Source organism: Leptospira perolatii (assembly GCF_002811875.1).
Taxonomy (GTDB): Bacteria; Spirochaetota; Leptospiria; order Leptospirales; family Leptospiraceae; genus Leptospira_B; species Leptospira_B perolatii.
On record NZ_NPDZ01000002.1, the window covers coordinates 226,712 to 243,868 of the forward strand.

The 17,157-nt window shown below is 41.4% G+C and carries 13 protein-coding genes; 4 read left to right on the forward strand and 9 right to left on the reverse strand.

Annotation, left to right across the window (positions count from 1 at the left end):
- Positions 1 to 142: 142 nt before the first annotated feature.
- From CH373_RS04925 to CH373_RS04960, 8 genes are all read right to left on the reverse strand, one after another.
- Positions 143 to 877 carry a LytR/AlgR family response regulator transcription factor gene (locus tag CH373_RS04925; RefSeq protein ID WP_100712990.1) on the reverse strand — a complete coding sequence of 245 codons (735 nt, stop codon included), beginning with the start codon at positions 875 to 877 and terminating at the stop codon, positions 143 to 145.
- Complete coding sequence (locus CH373_RS04930; protein ID WP_165778778.1) at positions 870 to 2,756, reverse strand: sensor histidine kinase; 1,887 nt, start codon at positions 2,754 to 2,756, stop codon at positions 870 to 872. The genes CH373_RS04925 and CH373_RS04930 overlap by 8 nt, the downstream gene beginning before the upstream one ends.
- 268 nt (positions 2,757 to 3,024) lie before the next feature.
- Positions 3,025 to 5,118, reverse strand: a complete 2,094-nt coding sequence (locus CH373_RS04935; protein WP_165778779.1) for a sensor domain-containing protein — start codon at positions 5,116 to 5,118, stop codon at positions 3,025 to 3,027.
- Positions 5,111 to 5,707, reverse strand: a complete 597-nt coding sequence (locus tag CH373_RS04940; protein ID WP_100712993.1) for a heme NO-binding domain-containing protein — start codon at positions 5,705 to 5,707, stop codon at positions 5,111 to 5,113. The genes CH373_RS04935 and CH373_RS04940 overlap by 8 nt, the downstream gene beginning before the upstream one ends.
- 278 nt (positions 5,708 to 5,985) lie before the next feature.
- Positions 5,986 to 6,732: an Lcl C-terminal domain-containing protein gene (locus tag CH373_RS04945; RefSeq protein ID WP_100712994.1), complete on the reverse strand. Its 747-nt coding sequence runs from the start codon at positions 6,730 to 6,732 to the stop codon at positions 5,986 to 5,988.
- A 500-nt stretch (positions 6,733 to 7,232) separates the two neighbouring features.
- On the reverse strand, positions 7,233 to 7,679 hold the full coding sequence (locus CH373_RS04950) for an Lcl C-terminal domain-containing protein (protein ID WP_100712995.1): 447 nt from the start codon (positions 7,677 to 7,679) through the stop codon (positions 7,233 to 7,235).
- A gap of 154 nt (positions 7,680 to 7,833) precedes the next feature.
- The gene (locus CH373_RS04955) at positions 7,834 to 9,645 is read right to left on the reverse strand and encodes an RICIN domain-containing protein (RefSeq protein WP_100712996.1); all 1,812 of its coding nucleotides are present in this window, start codon (positions 9,643 to 9,645) and stop codon (positions 7,834 to 7,836) included.
- Between the two features lie 272 nt (positions 9,646 to 9,917).
- A complete protein-coding gene (locus CH373_RS04960) occupies positions 9,918 to 12,473 on the reverse strand; it encodes a cation-translocating P-type ATPase (protein ID WP_100712997.1) in 2,556 nt (851 codons plus the stop codon).
- A 209-nt stretch (positions 12,474 to 12,682) separates the two neighbouring features.
- Between CH373_RS04960 and CH373_RS04965 the strand changes: the two genes are divergently transcribed.
- From CH373_RS04965 to CH373_RS04975, 3 genes are read left to right on the forward strand one after another with little or no spacing between them, the layout of a single operon-like run.
- Positions 12,683 to 13,495 carry an efflux RND transporter periplasmic adaptor subunit gene (locus tag CH373_RS04965; protein ID WP_207761443.1) on the forward strand — a complete coding sequence of 271 codons (813 nt, stop codon included), beginning with the start codon at positions 12,683 to 12,685 and terminating at the stop codon, positions 13,493 to 13,495.
- A gap of 7 nt (positions 13,496 to 13,502) precedes the next feature.
- A complete protein-coding gene (locus tag CH373_RS04970; RefSeq protein ID WP_100712998.1) occupies positions 13,503 to 14,756 on the forward strand; it encodes an ABC transporter permease in 1,254 nt (417 codons plus the stop codon).
- Positions 14,757 to 14,804: 48 nt separating this feature from the next.
- Entirely contained in the window at positions 14,805 to 15,521 is a 717-nt protein-coding gene (locus CH373_RS04975; protein ID WP_100712999.1) for an ABC transporter ATP-binding protein, read from the forward strand.
- Positions 15,522 to 15,572: 51 nt separating this feature from the next.
- Here CH373_RS04975 and CH373_RS04980 read toward each other — a convergent pair whose 3' ends face one another.
- Positions 15,573 to 16,232 (reverse strand): Crp/Fnr family transcriptional regulator, encoded by a 660-nt coding sequence (locus CH373_RS04980; RefSeq protein ID WP_243393261.1) that lies wholly within the window; start codon positions 16,230 to 16,232, stop codon positions 15,573 to 15,575.
- Between the two features lie 208 nt (positions 16,233 to 16,440).
- On the opposite strand from CH373_RS04980, the gene CH373_RS04985 reads away from it, so the two are divergent.
- On the forward strand, positions 16,441 to 17,127 hold the full coding sequence (locus tag CH373_RS04985) for a c-type cytochrome (RefSeq protein WP_100713001.1): 687 nt from the start codon (positions 16,441 to 16,443) through the stop codon (positions 17,125 to 17,127).
- Positions 17,128 to 17,157 lie beyond the last annotated feature (30 nt).

Genomic DNA, 17,157 nt, shown 5'->3' on the forward strand with positions numbered 1-17,157 from the left:
TTCTCTATAGAAAGGGAACCAGTGCAATTCAAATGGGATTCAAACGCATTTTAGAGGAATGAATTCGAAGAAAGGGTGCGTTAGAAAGTTTGGAAAAGCGAATCATTATTCAAGGGAGTTCCTTTATTGTTGAAGGTTAATTTCAGAACTGGAATTTTTCCTTTAGTTTTGGAGCGTAGAGTCTGCTTACAGGGATAATACTTTCTTCTCCGTCCTTCAAATATAAAAGATATTGTCCGCTGCTATAATATTGAATATGAGATATAAACTTCATATTCACAATAAATTGCTTATGTACTCTCACGAATCTGCTCTTGGGTAATTTGAACTCGATGACTTTTAGCAGTCTGGAAGTCTGGATTTCCTTTTTGATCGTATGTAATACAGTTTTCTTTCCGTGCGAAGAAACATAGATAATGTCCGAGTAAGGCACTAAGAAGTGATTCACTCCTTCCGATACGAAGATCCCGAAATCTTGCTTTTGTTGGGATTCCGGAGGATTGGATTTGATTGTCGCGATCATCCGATTTACTGATTCATCGAAGCGATTTAAAGAGTATGGTTTTAGCAGATAATCTACAGCTCCTAGATTAAATGCATCTACTGCATAATGAGAATAAGCTGTCGTGAATATGATTGGTGGGATTCTGGGTAAATCCTCTAGAATTTCGAGTCCGTTTAAAAACGGAATATCAATGTCCATAAAAACCAAGTCATATTGTTTTTCCAAAAGTTCCTGCTTGGCGCTCGTGCCGTCCACGGCAACTCCGTTGACCTTGAGCTCCGGCCTTGTGGAGACAAAACTTAGGAGCAATTCTCTAGCAGGAACTTCGTCTTCCACTATGAGGACAGAAAGAGTAATCTCCGGTTTATTCATGTGATCGTTCCTCCGGAATTTTGAATGAGATTAGTACGGAGACTCCTTGTTCTGGGAGATTGGATACCTGCAATTTTGCACCGGGAAAATGGTACTTGAATCTTTTGGAAATATTTCCTAGGGATCTGGAAAATAGGGCTCCGTTCGATTCGCTGGCCAGGCCGACGCCGTTATCCTCGAATAACAAAGAGACGGTGTTATCTACTTTATACGCCTTGATCAAAATCTTGAGATCTCCTTTTTTACCGGCAAATCCATGTTTAATCGAATTTTCAACGATCGGTTGCAAGGAGATCGGCGGAATCTGGATCTCTAAGTTTTCTGATTGAGTCTCTATCATTAGCTTATCGCTAAATCTGATCCTTTGTAGTTCAAGATACTCCTCCATAAATTTCCATTCTTTAGAGAATGGAACTAAGGGAGAAGATCCATAATCCACTAAGTAGCGATAGATATCGGAAAGCAATAGAATTGCCTTGTCTGCAAGCTGGGTGTTCAAATGAACTAATGAATGAATCGTATTCAAGCTATTGAATAAAAAGTGCGGATTCATCGTATTTTGAAGCGAAATGAGATTCGCCTCCTTCAGCGCGCGATCAGTCTCCACCCATTCTTGTTTGAGTTGACTTATCTTTTGCCTCGTCCTAGTAAACTTTCTCTCCATCATATAGGCCATCAGTATCGCGATGAAAAGGATTCCCCAATGAAAATTCGTATTGAAGAACATAGGATGGGAATAAGAGTAATCTGCCATTTGAATCGAAATGAAGGAAGCAAATCCTAAGTTTCCAAAAAAATAAAGGCCTGCCTCTTTCATTCCTTTTCTATAAGTTAGAATCGAACCGCGTAAAACAAACAGTACTGTCGCGAGCATGGCAGCATAGAATAGCCATCCAAAAAGTATTTGAGACCAATACACAACTTTTTCATCTAAAGTGTTTTCAATGTAAAGTAAAGAGACCTTATTCAAAGTCATCGAGAGATACGCGAATCCCAGCAGCAGAAGTTGTAAAAGTACTAGGAGGAACTTATTCTGTTTCGTTAAAATAGAATCACTAAAGGAAAGATAAAAATAGATGGATAGAAAAAAGGCGGTGTTTCCGAAGTTGATCCAAAACAGAGGATTGTTAAAGAACATTTCGCGGACATGAGTGCCACTTAGGATTCCAACTCCAGCACTCAAGCAGAACAAACCTATATGCAGAAAATAGTATTCTCTTTTATTATTCCAAAACCAAAATAAAAAGAAGGGGCAGGCGAGAATCAACGAAGCAGAAACGATCGCTTTCACCAGGTCTTTTTGAACGAGTTCAAGTAAAATATCTCCTTTGTATCCGAATTTCACCGTGTCTATGATTCCGATGAAACTTGGGTTTTCTGAATGTATTTTAAAATAAACGATTTTACCTGCTGGGTTTTTAGGAAGAGAAATAACTTCCCAAAAGCCGAATAGAGCGTTTGCGTTATTTTTGAGAGCAAGGAAATCGGAGGTTTTGAATAGCACGGTAGATTCCAGATACACTTCATAGCTCATATTCGAACCTGCAAAGTAGATGGATACATCGTGGGTATAACCTTCTGGCAAGCGGGTCCTGAGCCAAAGGTCTTTCGCACCGTTTCTGTTAGGTGGTTGCTGGGCCCAGACAAATGAAGTCCATTCCTTATCTGAATTTTCTTTTGTCCAAATTGGAACTCCTTCGGTATCGATAGGGGAATCCCCCCAACGGTACTGCCATCCATCTAGAATTTCGATTACGGGAAGGCTGCTCGTAAAATGCTTGTTAGGGGAATTTCTAAGAATTGAAAAAACCATAAGCAGCAGAATAGAAAATAGAAAAACTCCGATCGGCAAGAACCTGAGCGAAAATTGAACGCTCAATAAATTTCCCCATTTCTTTAGTAATGGCCGCGCGGAGAATAGTGTTTTATGATTTGAGGACAATTTCATTTAACCGTATTAAATATTATGAATGTTCATTACATTTTAGCGAGAGCAATCTAGTACAAAAGCCGAAATTTCTTGCATAAGAACTTTCTGTTTTACAAAACAAATGGTACAGAATCGGGGAACCGACGGCTCCAACCAATGAAATTTGTTCTTTCTGTATCCGGTAATACTTTTGCCCTATAAATCCCCACCGCCCAGCTTATATATATTTATCGAAATTCAATTTCATCGTTTTTTCAGCGGAAAGTGGTTTTCCGATTAGATAACCTTGCATTAGGTCACAGCCTATGTTTTTTAACGTTTTGTAAGCCTTCCTCGATTCAACTCCCTCCGCAATTACTTGAATCCCTAATTTTTTCCCCAATTGGACGATGGTTTGTATGATTTCTAGGCCTTTTTCTCCCGATTCGATCTTCTCAATAAAAGATTTATCTATTTTCAAAGCATTGATCGGAAATTTCAGAAGATAGTTTAAGGAGCTGTATCCGGTCCCGAAATCATCTAGGTAGATCTGAAATCCGGAGTTTTTCAACTGTTGCATGATTTTGATGCTTTGTTCCAGATTGCTGAATGCGGTTCCTTCTAGTATTTCGATTCTAATCAGATTAGGAGATACGTTGTACTGGGCGGCATAATGGTGAATCGTTTCCAACACATTTTGCCTAAAGAACTGGGTGGGTGAAATGTTGATACTGATCGGAACAAACACGTTTATGCTTTGGAACTTTTGCAGTTGTATGCAAGCCATCTTGATCACTGCTTTTCCGATTTCTAGAATTTGTCCGGATTCTTCTGCAATCGCAATGAACTCGCTAGTTGGAACGAATCCCAGTTTTTTATGCTCCCAACGAAGAAGCGCCTCAAAGCAAGTGATTCGCTTTGTTCGGGCCGACCAAATCGGCTGGAAGTAAAGTTGGAATTCCTCATTTTTAATGGCTTCTCTTAAGTCTCCTTCCAAATGGAAAATGGACTTAATATTGCTGTACATTTGCGGAATAAAGATATCGTAACCGTTTCCACCCCTGGATTTCACATTATAAAGTGCTATATCAGCATCTCTTAATATTTCATCTGCATCCTTGTAGAAATTGTTCATTAACGCTAGGCCAAAACTGATCGACACACTGACTTTGTTTCCGTCGGAAAGGTTGATAGGTGATTGGAGTTCGTTCCTGAGATTTTCTGTAAGCAAGACCAAAGATTGTAAGGACCTAAAATCCCTGATCAAAATTCCGAATTCATCTCCTCCGAATCTGCCGAAAAAAACATTCGGATCTTTTTGAAGGCATGATTTTAGCCGGGTACCTATAATCCGAATCACCTCGTTTCCCATGAGGTGACCCAAGGTGTCGTTGACGTATTTAAACCTGTCCAAGTCTAAGAAAACGACGGCTATGCTGAGATCATTCCGTTCTGAATAGGCTTGGAAAGCTTCCTCAAGCTTTTGTCTGAAATATTTGCGATTCGGGATTTCGCATAGATCGTCATGCAAAGCGTAATATTTGAATTTTTCTAGTTCCTCTACCGTAGAAGAGATGTCTCTTCCCGTTCCGGAAATCTTGATCATATCGTTTTTGGAATCGTCGTATCGGAACGAATGGAAATCTATGTGTGAGTAACTACCATCTTTTCTTTGCAGTCTCAGGATTTCAGCTGATTGACTGGAGCCGTACTTCATGATTGCTTCAAATCTTCGTAATCCTAATTCGCGGTCCTCGGGATGAAGCAAAGAATGAAATTTACATCCTATCCATTCCTGACACCTCCATCCGGTGATTTTTTGAAAGGAAGGATTTAGAAATAGAATCGTTCCGTCGGTGGAAAGAGTGTAAACGATATCTTTCGTATTGTTTACTAAGGTTCTATATTCAAAATCGGAACTTTTTAATTGAGATAAAGTATATTCCGTAATCGAAAGTCTGGAGCCAGCAAAAACAAAACTGCCGTCTATCGAAGTGATAATTTTGCATTCCAGTGGAATGGAAAGGCCACTGGAACATCTGATTTTTGTAATAAGCCTTTTGGCATTCTCGACAGATCTTAATGCAATTTGATCGGAGATTTTGCCTTGGTCTGATTCCGAGAAAAAGGCGGACCAATGCACTTGGTTAGATTTTAAATTGCTTTCCTTGACTCCTACGATGTTCTTGAAACTTGAATTTGCGCTAAATACCATCCCATTGGCATCTGTGATAAAAATCATATCCTTTGCAAGATCGAACGCAATACTCAGCATTGAGGCAATTTTTTCAGATTCGGGGCTGCTCTGAATTAGGTTGTGGAGGTTATTCATTTTGCGAATGTTCCTTAGCATTTGTGGTTTCGGCCGTGTTTGCAATGGAAATCTCAAAGAGGGAAATTTCGGAGTTTGGGGTATCCACTTTTGACATGCTAACCATGTACTTATCTTTAAAGAATCGGGAAAATCCCTGTATAATTCCTAGGGCTAAATATTCCAATCTTCGCGGTGAATCATAGGACATGACCACTTTGTTGTCTGAAATTCTCGTAACCTTAAGAATCGGAGGATTGAAAGACGAATTACTATTTCTTAATGCTTCGTGTATCGTATTTTCGATATTTTCCAGAAATTGTAAGTAGTTCCAACTCGGATCTATACTGCCCCTAGACATTTCGTAGAGTTTGGTGGATAGAAATCGTCCGAATTCGTTTAATATTATCTTTTCGGAGATGGACTTTATATCGCTAATCTTTGAAACCAAGGAATGAAACTCAGAGATTAAGTCCGATTTGAAGAGCAGATATTTTTCTTTTGAATTTTCTTTTGGCAGAAAATTCTGCTCCATCGTCTCGTATAGAAGACTTTCCTGGTAATTTCCTAGAACGAAAAGATAAAAGAAGTGGAAGAACAATCCATTCATGAATACTCGATCTCTCTTTATCGGTTACTATTGCACCGAATCCAGCAGGTCGTCAATGCAACAGGCATGAAACGCATAAATCTGTAACCGAGAGGCATTTATTAGGAATGAACTAAAGTTATTCCAGAATGTTCGGTATCGATTCCGGCCTTTTTGGATAGAATCACCTGCTATGAAATCGTCATAAATCTGTTTGCAAACGGTGCGTAGTGAATCCCAGACGACACAGTACTCCGCTCAATCATGGGATACAAAGTATCAAGCGTTAGTATGCTTAATCACCAGGGAGGAGGGCCTGAGACACAGCGAACAAAGTGCTGTTCACCTTTGTAAGGATTCGTATAGTCACCTTTAGGATTTGTAGAATTCTTTTTGAAATCGATTGCGAGTGCACTGTTAAAAGAAAGCCAAGAGGAGGAGGACCAGTATTGGCCTTCTGGCGTATTTGGAAATTCGCTCTGATGATCTAAAAAATACTTATAAAATTGGAACAGCTCGCAAACATCCGTTCTATCGCCACTATCCACCGTGTAACCGTAATCAGGACAAGCCATAAGACGCCAATCTGTAATTCCAGCGAAACCGGTGTTTCCGTGCATCCAATTCAAGGTTTCGCAAGCATAGAACAAATTCCCTGAAGACAAAGCCCGGTATCTGAACTGTTGAAAATAAATGCGATCGGAATCGCAATCCCAACCACCTCCAAAGCAAAACTCGATTTCTTGTGCATTCCCAGTGCATTCGGGATCGGTAAGATCCTGCCCAACGCTGCAACGCGTTACAATAATTTGGTTGGTTTGAAATTTCTTCTTGGTTGGATCATAAATTCGAATTGTAACCGGAACGACGCCCTTCTCTTCCACTTCTCTTTGTTTGCCGTTAGTAGTCGCTACTGAAAATAGTACGTCGATCATAAATCCTTTCGGGTTCTTGGCCGAATCAAGCTTTAAAGGTTCGGCTTTATTGCAGGATTGAATTGCGGCAGCAGAAAAAAGTAGCAGAAGCACAAGCTTGGAAGTTCTCATATTCTTTTTTTTTGTTATGAATCAAAGAACAAGTAGCAAGGGAAGATTAGAAAGTCATTAACTTTTGTTAGTCGACCTTTGAAATATTTTTTCACCGGAGAGAAATTTGAGCGAAAAAAATCTCCCGAAGATTTGTTGAACTTCGATGCTGAAAGCCTTCGGGAGAGATTCTAGGACAAATTGGCTCTTCTTGGACTTTATAAATCACCTAACATAGATTAGATTAGCGTCTAAACCAGAATTTTTGGTTATCTCCTTCAGGACATCCCCATTGGAATCTATGTACAAAACATCCGAATCTTTTCTCCCGCATTCAAGGACATTTCCTTGTCTGTGTAAAACTGAGAGTATGCAGGAATAAAATGTAATAAAAATGTAATAACGAAAAATAGTTTAATGAAGTTATAAAATTGCACGAGTCCAAAGAGGACACTGAAAAGAAATTCTTCAAGAACTTAGCTGTCGGTCGCTTATTGTAGTTGGATCAATATTGCTAAGGCTCACCGAGGAGGAGGGCCTGATACACAGCGAACGAAGTGAGAATCAACTTTGTCCGGATTTGCATAGTCCTGCTTCGGATTCTCTGAATTTTTTTTGAAATCAATTGCGAGTGCGTTGTTAAAAGAAATCCAGGCGGAAGACGACCAGTATTGTCCTTCTACTGTATTCGGAAACTCCTTTTGGTGGTTTAGAAAATACTTATAAAACTGAAACAACTCACATACGTCCGTTCGGTCTCCGCTGTTGACCTCAAAGCCGAAATCAGGACAGGCAAAAAGACGCCAATCGGAGATCCCGCCGTAACCGGCTCTGTTGTGCATCTGATTCAGAGAATCGCACGCCTCGAACAAAGGTCCTGAGGTCAAGGCCCGATACTTCAAATGATCTGATTTCGCATTTTGAGTTTTTAATCTGAAAACAGTACCAGCTGAATATAGGAAAGTCATTAACCTTCGTTAACTTCGGCTCAGTAAACTTCGGTTTTTTGGAGGTGAGAAACTTGCAAGGAGGGTTGAATAGAAGTTGGACCCCGTCGTAAAAGGACAGGGCCCAATGGATTTAGGAGCGATATTTTTTTCTAATGAAGCCGCCTAACATAAATTAGCGGCTAAACCAGAATTGTTGGTTGTCTCCTCCGTGGCATCCCCACTGGAGCAAGCTCGCTCCGTTATCGGTCGAACCGCCGGCAATATCAAAGCATTTGCCGCTATTCTTGGCTTTTAGAGAAAAGTAACCACTTCCCATATCGGTCAGGCTAAATCTTTGGTTGGAGCCACTGCCACAGGAATACTGCAAGATGTTAGCTCCGTCGGAATTTGAGGCTCCTTGGACGTCCATACACTTTCCACTATGACGAGCGGAAATTTTAAAGTTTCCGTCTCCAGTCGACTCAAACATCCACCTTTGGTGGTCGCCACCTATATTAGAATATTGTTTTATTTGAGTGCTGTCGCTTCCGCTTGCTCCCGGGACTTCCAAAACTTTTCCACTATGCTTTGCAGTGATAAACGAAAAGTCAGCTCCTGTAGGGTCATTCAAGAAAGGCATGTTTTCACTCATAGAAGATTTGGAACAACCATCCTTTCCGCAACCGCCCATTCCGAGCAAGCTTCCGGTTTGTTCTATCGGGTGGCCAATTCCATCAAAGCAACTGGAGCCAGTGCAATTCATCCAAGCTGGAAAAGAACTTCCTCTTTGCAATAAAGCCAGGTTGTTCCAAGTATCCATATGGTAATCGTTGCCGCCTGGATTTCTGAAATCTTCAAAGTACAGACAACCTCCGGATCCTCCAGAATCGTGAAAGGTTCCGTGAGCATTCTTGCCTACGTAACCGACCGGATGTGTTCCATTTACTGTTTCAAATGTACCCTGTTCTTTCACATACCATCCACCGTGTTGATAGAAAGCTGTTCTCTTGAGCTGACCGTTCACGACAAGAACTGCCATGGATTCCCAATCTGCCGCATGAGAACCTGCACTTAAAAAGCATGTACTTTGCCATGCATAGAAAAACCAGTATCGAATGAGCACTGCATTCGTTCCTGCCTGACTAGCCATATAAAAGATGGGTACTTGATTGTTTGCGATCGGAGAATAATCTTTATTACAAAGTGCGACAGGTTCTACACCTTGTGCTCTTTGCTCAAAGTAGGTCTGTGGATCGCTAGGAAAGCACTTGCTTTGGTCACCGGAACCGGTTCCGAACTCTTGATCGAATCTGAGTCTGGGTGCGAATTGGTGGGCAAGCGCATCTAAATCCATCGAAACATTGCCAGGATCCGCTTGGCAAAGATACATCTGTTTATTATCGCAATAGCGTCCAGAGCACCTAACGCCTGCTAGATACATAGATTCAGGTGCGACGAATTTTCCGCCGCTTTCTTCGGACAGAGGAGCCGTCCAGTAACAGTTGTTACGTACGCCGCTGTTGTTCAGTTCGGAGCAACGGAGAGAAATGCTATCGCAATAACTGCCCGAGCATTGAATTCCAGTAACAAATCCGTTATTTGCACAAATTCTTTCGTTCGATCCTTCCTCGGAGAAATAATCTGTCCAATAGCTATTTGTATGATTATATCCGGATTCGGTTCCGAGCAAGTTCACATTGTCGCAGTAACGGCCATCGCAGCGTAATCCGTGGGTCAAAAAAGCAGATCCAGTTTGAATTGCAGGAGATCCATCCGTGGTCCATTGCAACCAGTGAGGAGGATAGGCCTCGGTATGGAAAAACGTACTTCTAGTACCGGCGAAATTCAGATTTGGATGTAAATTATCCAAAGACTGAATTCCGGCGAGCGCGGAAATCTGCTCTATCTTAGAGCCTTGGTTTTTCTCGTTGCACTGTATCAGCACACACGAAAGCAAGCTTGCCAGCAGAAAGCGGAAAGCCTTTTGTAATTTGGTTCTCTTCATCTCACGAGACCTCATTGGGAGTTTAGGTATTTTTATTGTGTAAGAGTGTTTATAACACCGTCTCCTTAATCCTGACTTATTTTCAAAGTACGAAAGAGACCATACGTAAAAAAATCTTTGGATAGATCTTGGAAGTTGCTCAAACTGATTTTTTATATTCAGTTTGTTATACCACTATTTATGCTCAAAATTCGAGATTAGAAATTGTACAATCGAGTTTGTGTTCATTTTGGGTTTTTAAGAAACCTAACCTTAGGATACTTATGGAAATTCTAATACTTTTGAGTTTGAAATTTGGGCATTTGGAATATCTTTCTTAATTCCCAAACAAAACAGATCAGAAGTCCGAATCCGATGGAGGCCAGAGAATCCAGGAAAGTAATGACTTCGAACCCGAATAAATTTCTTAAAAAATCGAGTTGGAATATTAGCAAAAGTGCGAATGCGGTTAATCCTACAATCCAGTAAATGGTGGCTTTCGATTTCGGAAGTGTTTTATAGAAAGGCTTTTCGGTAGATAGGTGAACCAGCATCATCCCGATATTTGTAGTAACCAAGAATAGAAATCCAAGTGCTCGAATTCTTTCCTGACTCCAAAACATTGATTTTCCCCAAAAGAAAAAGCAGATTAAAACGATTAGAATAAATCCTCCTTGTAGCAAGCATTCCAAAACGTTTCGAAAACTAATGAGGTTCTCGGATCTGTTTCTGGGAGGCGAATTGAGCAGATTTCTTTCTTCTTCTATCCCCTCGAAAACAATAGAGCATGTAGGGTCAATGATTAACTCCATGAGCAACACGTGAGCCGGGAAAAAGAAAAGAGGACCTCCCACAAGCGCAGGCAAGAGAGACATTCCAATGATAGGGACATGCACCGAGATGATATAGGCGGTGCTTTTCCTGATGTTCGCGTAAATTCTCCTTCCGAGTATTACTGCTTTTACGATAGAAGAGAAATTATCATCTAACAATACCAAGTCGGAAGCTTGTCTAGCTACATCGGTTCCTCTTTTTCCCATGGAAATTCCTATATGTGCTGCTTGCAAGGCGAGGGCGTCGTTCACTCCGTCTCCTGTCATCGCGACGGTTTCTCCTTTCGCCTGAAGGCATCTTACGATTTTCAGCTTTTGATGAGGCCTGATCCTGGAAAAAATTCTGACTGTTTCCAAGTTGGAGATCAGTTCTTGGTCAGACATTTTTTGTAATTCATCGCCGGTAATTACGGATTCGTAGTTTGCTAATCCTATCTTTTTGGCTACAGCCCGCGCTGTTCCGGAATGATCTCCGGTGATTACGATCACTTTGATGTTTGCCTGCACACATTGCGCTATAGACGCCGGAACCGAGTCTCTAATCGGATCCTCTAAAAGAATAAGTCCTAAAAACTGAAAGGTTAAGTCGTGCTGGTCTTCTGGGACAGCTGTTTTTGAAACTTGTGATTTAGCAATTCCTAATATTCTGAATCCTTGATTAGAATACTCTTCCACCAGATTTTCCCAGTGTGCAATCTGTTCTTGCGAAAAATGACAAAGGTCGAAAATTGCTTCCGGCGCGCCCTTGGCTCCGACGGACAATTTCTCCGAATTCTCATTGGATAACCAGGCATAACTTAGGGCCATTAGCTTGGGAGAAAGAGGATATTCTTTTTCTAATTCCCAATCTAAATGGATATGCTCAGTACCTGAGAGAAAATTGATCCCTAAATCTAAAATCGCTTTCTCCATCGGATCGTAAGGATCTTTCTTTGAGGCGAGCAAAGCGAATTCTAAAATGGAATGGTACTCTTCGGGAATTTCCTTTAGATCAGAATTACACTCCAAAAAACTTTGCTGGATTCGAAGCCCTCTCACTTTCATTCTGTTTTCGGTGAGTGTGCCGGTTTTGTCCACGCAGAGAACTGTAGCAGCTCCCAGTGTTTCGATAGAATTCAGATTTCTGGTCAAGACTCCAATTTTGGAAATTCTCCAAGCACCCAAGGAAAAGAAAATACTCAGAACTACGGGCAATTCTTCGGGCAGAACCGCCATAGAGAAAGTAAGCGCTGCAAGTATAGCTTGCAGCCAATTCCCGGAACGGATTCCTAATCCGAAAATAATAAAAATGCAAAGTAGTACGGCAATGATCGAAAACTTTAGAGTGAAGCGCTTTACTTCCGTTTGAAGCGGACTTTCGGAACTTGAAACTCTTTCGAGTTCACTTCCAATTTTTCCTATTTCGGTATGATCGCCCGTAGAACCACATCGGAAGATTCCTTCTCCTGCGATCACAGAAGAACCTGAAAATACTTTTCCTAAATTAGTATATTCTGCGTTTTTAAAATTATTCTCTTTTTGTTCTGGAACTTCTTTTGAAACCGCCGCAGATTCTCCGGTCAGTAAAGATTCATCTACGGAGAGATTCAGGGAATAAGCAAGAACTCCATCCGCGGGAATTCGATCGCCTTCTTTTATAAAGACGATATCATTTGGAACGATTTCCGTGGCAGAAATTTCAATTACTGTTCCGTCTCGAATCACCTTGGATTTAAGGGGGGAAAGTTCTCTTAGTGCGGCTAATGCATTTTCGGATTTATTTTTTTGAAAAATAGTCAATGCGATGACAGCAACTACCGCGATCGACAAGGTGACCGCTTCGCTCAAATCACCTAACATACCATAAATTATACCGCAAGCAACCAGAATGGAAAGCATCGGTTCTGCCAGCACGGAAAGGATGACCTTAAAAAAGGAAGGCTTTCTGCTGGTTAGTTCGTTCCGTCCGAATTTCTGGAGATAAAGTCTTGCTTCTTCGGAACTAATTCCCTTGAATCGCTGAAGATTTAGATTCATCTATAATTTGCAAATTTAACAAAACTTTATAAAGCTGGACTTGAAAATCAATCAGATGTTTTATCCAATGTCTCTTTCTTGCACGAGTTTAAAATTGATAAAAGTCCGGGTTGTATGCCTAGGAAAAAGCTACTAAAGTTGACTGAAATTTTAAATTCGTGTATGAATGAAAGACTTCAGTTTTGATCGAAGTGGGAAAAAATCTATCGATGAAAAATAAATTATTCGATTTTATCAAGTTCCTTTGGATGTCGCGCTGGGGGAGGATAGGCACCTTGGGGCTATTGTCCTTACTTTTTCTGGCCATCCTAATTCTGGTCTTTAAGCATAAACGAATCGAGGTCGCTCCACGAAGCGGACCGATTGTGGAGCTTGTTTATTCACTTGGTACCGTAAAATCCGACCGAGTATACCATTTGAAGTTCGGTGTAACTTCCTCCGTGAGGAAGATGTATGTGAAAGAAGGCGATTCGGTGCATCAAACGAGAGAACTCCTGGTTTCCGATTCTGGAACGGCTTTCAGAGCACCTTTTAGCGGGACAGTCACTTCTTTGCCTTACCAAGAAGGAGAGATAGTAATGCCTGGTACTCCGGTTCTAACGATGATGGATTTAAATAAAACTTATATACTATTGTCTCTGGATCAGGATTCGGTGTTAAGAATTCGTCCAGGACAAAGAGCCGAACTTAGTTTTGAAACGATTCGAGGAAGTAAGGTCCAAGGAAAGGTGAGCAAAGTATATCCTTCGGACGGCCAGTTTTTTGTAAGAATCGATGTGGACTCTATGCCTCAGGGAACTCTTCCGGAAATGACCGCGGATGTTGCCGTGGAAGTCGCCCGAAAAGAAAAGGCTTTGTTGGTTCCCGTAAAAGCGATCGAAAAGGGTAGAATACGCGTTAGGCGAGATGGAAAAATACTCTGGGTCGATGCAAGGGTAGGAGCAGTAGACGGAGAATGGTGCGAAGTTTTAGAGAACTCGGTCCTTGAATCCGATTCAGTATTCTTAGACGGGGACACCTAATCACTGTATGTTGTTTTTAGCTATTCGACAATTGATTGCCCGACCTCAGCAAACATTTCTCACATTTTTAGGAATCGTCCTAGGAACTGCGGGATACGTGGTTTTTTCGGGTATGATGTTAGGCTTTCAGGAATATATTACCGATCAACTTGTCAACAATGACGCTCAAATCAGAATTTCTCCGAGGGACGAAGTCTTAAAGGAAGAAAGCTTCAAAGGTATGTTTTATCCTGATTCCTATGTTCGATGGATTAAGCCTCCTTCTGGAAAGACAGATTCAACTCAACTCACCAACATTAAAGGTTGGTTTTTGAAGTTGGACCAAGATGAAAGAGTGGAAGCATACGCCCCTCAGTTGAATCGACAGTTGATTTTTAAATTCGGAAAACAAACTCTCCCCGGAAGATTGCAAGGAATAGATCCTGTTCGCCAAATGCGTGTTACTACGATTGGAAAATACATAGAAAAAGGAAACCTAAAGGATCTGGATAGAGGAGGAGATATTATTTTCGTAGGCGCAGGGCTTTTGGAAAGGTTAGGCGCAGAGGCCGGAGACGTCATGCAAGTAATTTCGCCTAACGGAATTATATCGCGGGTGAAGGTAGGAGGAGTAGTAAGAGTAGGGAATCGGATCATCGACGAATCCTCGGTATATGCCTCTCTCCGGACTGTGCAAAGAATTACTCAGTCCAACGGAATTATCTCGGAGATTGCAATTCGATTAAAGGATGTAAATAAGGCCTCGGATGTGGCGACGGAGTGGTCCTTTTTTACGAGAGATAAGGTGCAAAGTTGGGATCAAGCCTATGAGAGCATTTTGTCCGTATTCAAAACTCAGAATATAGTTAGAAATACGACTACACTAACAATCATTCTCGTAGTCGCCTTTGGTATATACAATGTATTGAATATGGTCGTAAATCACAAAAAGAAGGAAATCGCTATCCTGAGGTCCATTGGATTCGACGAAGGCGACACGATTCGATTATTTATTATTCAGGGTCTTTTTCTGGGACTAATCGGTGCATTTTTCGGATTGGCCTTCGGTGCCTCCGTTTGCTATTTCTTGGACGGTTACCCAATTGGAGGCAAGACCGCTAAGGGTCCAATCCTTACGAATGTAATGAAGATTTCCTGGGACTTTGCCATCTATTTTAAGGCATTTCTATTATCGGTTGTGACCAGCGGAATCGCTTCTTATATACCGGCTCGCTCTGCATCAAAACTCTCTCCGGTGGAGATCATACGTGGTAGTACCTGATCGCCTATCGATTGTTTGTCGCATTGTAGCTAAATCTCCGGAGGAAATGTGAAAGATCCCAAAAACTTTGCACTCGCTTGTGAATCTCTTACAAAGACTTTTGGAGAGCCGCCAACCCGTGCGGTAAACGGAGTAGGCTTTGAATTGCAAAAGGGAGAGTTTGTTGCTCTTACCGGTAGATCCGGATCCGGAAAATCCACTCTACTGTATATGCTAAGCGGGTTAGATTCTCCGACCAGCGGAAAGGTTTTTTTGGAAGGGGCCGATCTTTTTACCATGGAGAGTAAAGAGGCTCATAGATTCCGAAATTCTCATATAGGATTCGTATTCCAATTTCATTATTTACTTCCGGAGCTTACGGCGATAGAAAATATACTGATGCCGACTAGAAAGACAGGAACTGAAAACACAAAAAAGGATTTTGCTAAAAACTTATTAGAGATTTTTGATTTGGAGCATTGTAGAGATAAATTTCCCTCCCAGATGTCCGGAGGGGAGCAACAAAGAGCCGCTATCGCGAGAGCTCTGGTTATGCAACCCACATTTTTGTTCGCCGACGAACCAACGGGGAATTTGGACACCGCAAATGGTGATAAGGCTATGGAAATATTAAGAAAGGCGAATGTAGAAAACGGGACTACTATCCTTTACGTGACCCATGACCCCGATTACGCCGCACTCGCGGATCGGAGAATACATATGGTAGACGGAAAGGTGGAGTTTGATAAGTTTCAAAAGCATTCAAAAACGAAAAAGCAAAAATGAATTGCTTAGCAAATGCTTTATCGAGCCATAAGATACGATGGAATTTTTGAACTATCTCTTGAACTCATAAAAGTGTCGTGCGCTCAGAGCCGGAGCTTCTCGTATCACAATATAAGAATCCTCTCGTTCCCGGATGATTCCATCTTCGATCAAGGACCTAAATGCTCTGCTAACTGATTCTGGCGTGGAGCCGATCAAAGATGCTAACTGCTGTTTGGCGATTGGTAGAGACACGTAAGCTTGGGATCCGCCAGATTCGATTAGATACGTCAGTATCTTATCTCGAACAGAAAAGAAAGCGTTTTCGACAATCTTTTGACGGAAGTAGGTAAGGTACTCTACCGTAACCGCAGAGAACAAAAAAAGCGCCCGGGGGTTTTGCAATAATATCGAAAGAAATTTGTCCCTTGGGTATAAGATAAGTTCGCCTTCTTGCAACGACTGACAATTTGCCGGATAAACAGATTCTTCTTCATCTTGGAACATCGGGGGAGTCGCGATTAACTCACCAGGGAAAAAGATTTTTAAGGTCGCTTCTCGCCCGTTTGTATTCAGAGAATAAAGTTTAAAAATTCCTGAAGTTACTTCGAAGAAACCGGAGTACGGCTCCATTTCCGAAAAAACAGATTGGTCCTTATAGAATTTTTTCCTGATTCCGATCGGCCGGATTAGCTTTCCGAATTCTGAATATAAAGTTATCCAATCGTTCACGGGTGCAGTTTTTGGGCTTATTTTGCAAAGAGTCGTTGTCATCTTTCTTGGGTAATCTCTAGTTTTTATTTATCACTCGGTCAATTCAGATTTTTAGCGCAAGGTTGACCCAAATCAAGGACAAAACCTTCTTGATTATTATAATATTGTATGACATATATCAGGCGGATTTTCCCCTGTTGCAGGAATATTAGAAAAGGAAGAAATTATGCTGACCAAGTTCCAGGCAAAACTGTTTTTTCTATCAGGAACCATTTTGTTTTCCGCAATTTTTTTATTCTTAACTTACGATTCCTTAAAATATGTATACTCCAGTACATCTGCCGCGACCCTTTCCGATTCCGTAATTCGCGGAAAGCACCTTTGGGAAAAAAATAATTGTATGGGCTGCCACACTTTATTGGGTGAAGGGGCCTATTATGCACCGGAGCTTACGAAGGTGTACGAAAGAAGGGGTCCGGAATGGATTAGAGTTTTCCTGAAAGATCCGCAAGCGATGTATCCCGGTGAAAGGAAAATGGTGAAGTACGATTTCACCGAGAATGATATTTCTGATGTGATCGCCTTTTTAAAGTGGAACGGCGAGCTGGATCTAAAGGGATTTCCTCCGAAACCGGAATACAAGCAGGAATCTAAAACGGTTTCTCAGAGCTCCGCGTCGATCAATCCTCCAGAAAAATTTAAGCAGATTTGCGTCGCCTGTCACGCAGTAGGTGGTGCTGGAGGAAATGTAGGACCTGCTTTGGATGCAGTTGGAAAGAAATACGATCTTGCTTACTTGGAAACTTGGTTAAAAGATCCGCAGAAAGTAAAGCCGGGCACCGCGATGCCCAAGCTGCCGTTAAGCGATTCTGAAATCAAAGATTTATCCTTGTATCTGTCGCAATTAAAGTAAGTGGAATAACGTTCGATTAGAGAGTAAAAG

What these genes read in the sequence shown, in the direction of transcription:
- CH373_RS04950 (WP_100712995.1), bottom strand. Translation starts at nt 7,679, where the DNA reads ATGACTTTCCTATATTCAGCTGGTACTGTTTTCAGATTAAAAACTCAA.
- CH373_RS04960 (WP_100712997.1), bottom strand. Translation starts at nt 12,473, where the DNA reads ATGAATCTAAATCTTCAGCGATTCAAGGGAATTAGTTCCGAAGAAGCA.
- CH373_RS04970 (WP_100712998.1), top strand. Translation starts at nt 13,503, where the DNA reads ATGTTGTTTTTAGCTATTCGACAATTGATTGCCCGACCTCAGCAAACA.
- CH373_RS04985 (WP_100713001.1), top strand. Translation starts at nt 16,441, where the DNA reads ATGCTGACCAAGTTCCAGGCAAAACTGTTTTTTCTATCAGGAACCATT.
- CH373_RS04935 (WP_165778779.1), bottom strand. Translation starts at nt 5,118, where the DNA reads ATGAATAACCTCCACAACCTAATTCAGAGCAGCCCCGAATCTGAAAAA.
- CH373_RS04965 (WP_207761443.1), top strand. Translation starts at nt 12,683, where the DNA reads ATGAAAAATAAATTATTCGATTTTATCAAGTTCCTTTGGATGTCGCGC.
- CH373_RS04925 (WP_100712990.1), bottom strand. Translation starts at nt 877, where the DNA reads ATGAATAAACCGGAGATTACTCTTTCTGTCCTCATAGTGGAAGACGAA.
- CH373_RS04945 (WP_100712994.1), bottom strand. Translation starts at nt 6,732, where the DNA reads ATGAGAACTTCCAAGCTTGTGCTTCTGCTACTTTTTTCTGCTGCCGCA.
- CH373_RS04955 (WP_100712996.1), bottom strand. Translation starts at nt 9,645, where the DNA reads ATGAAGAGAACCAAATTACAAAAGGCTTTCCGCTTTCTGCTGGCAAGC.
- CH373_RS04940 (WP_100712993.1), bottom strand. Translation starts at nt 5,707, where the DNA reads ATGAATGGATTGTTCTTCCACTTCTTTTATCTTTTCGTTCTAGGAAAT.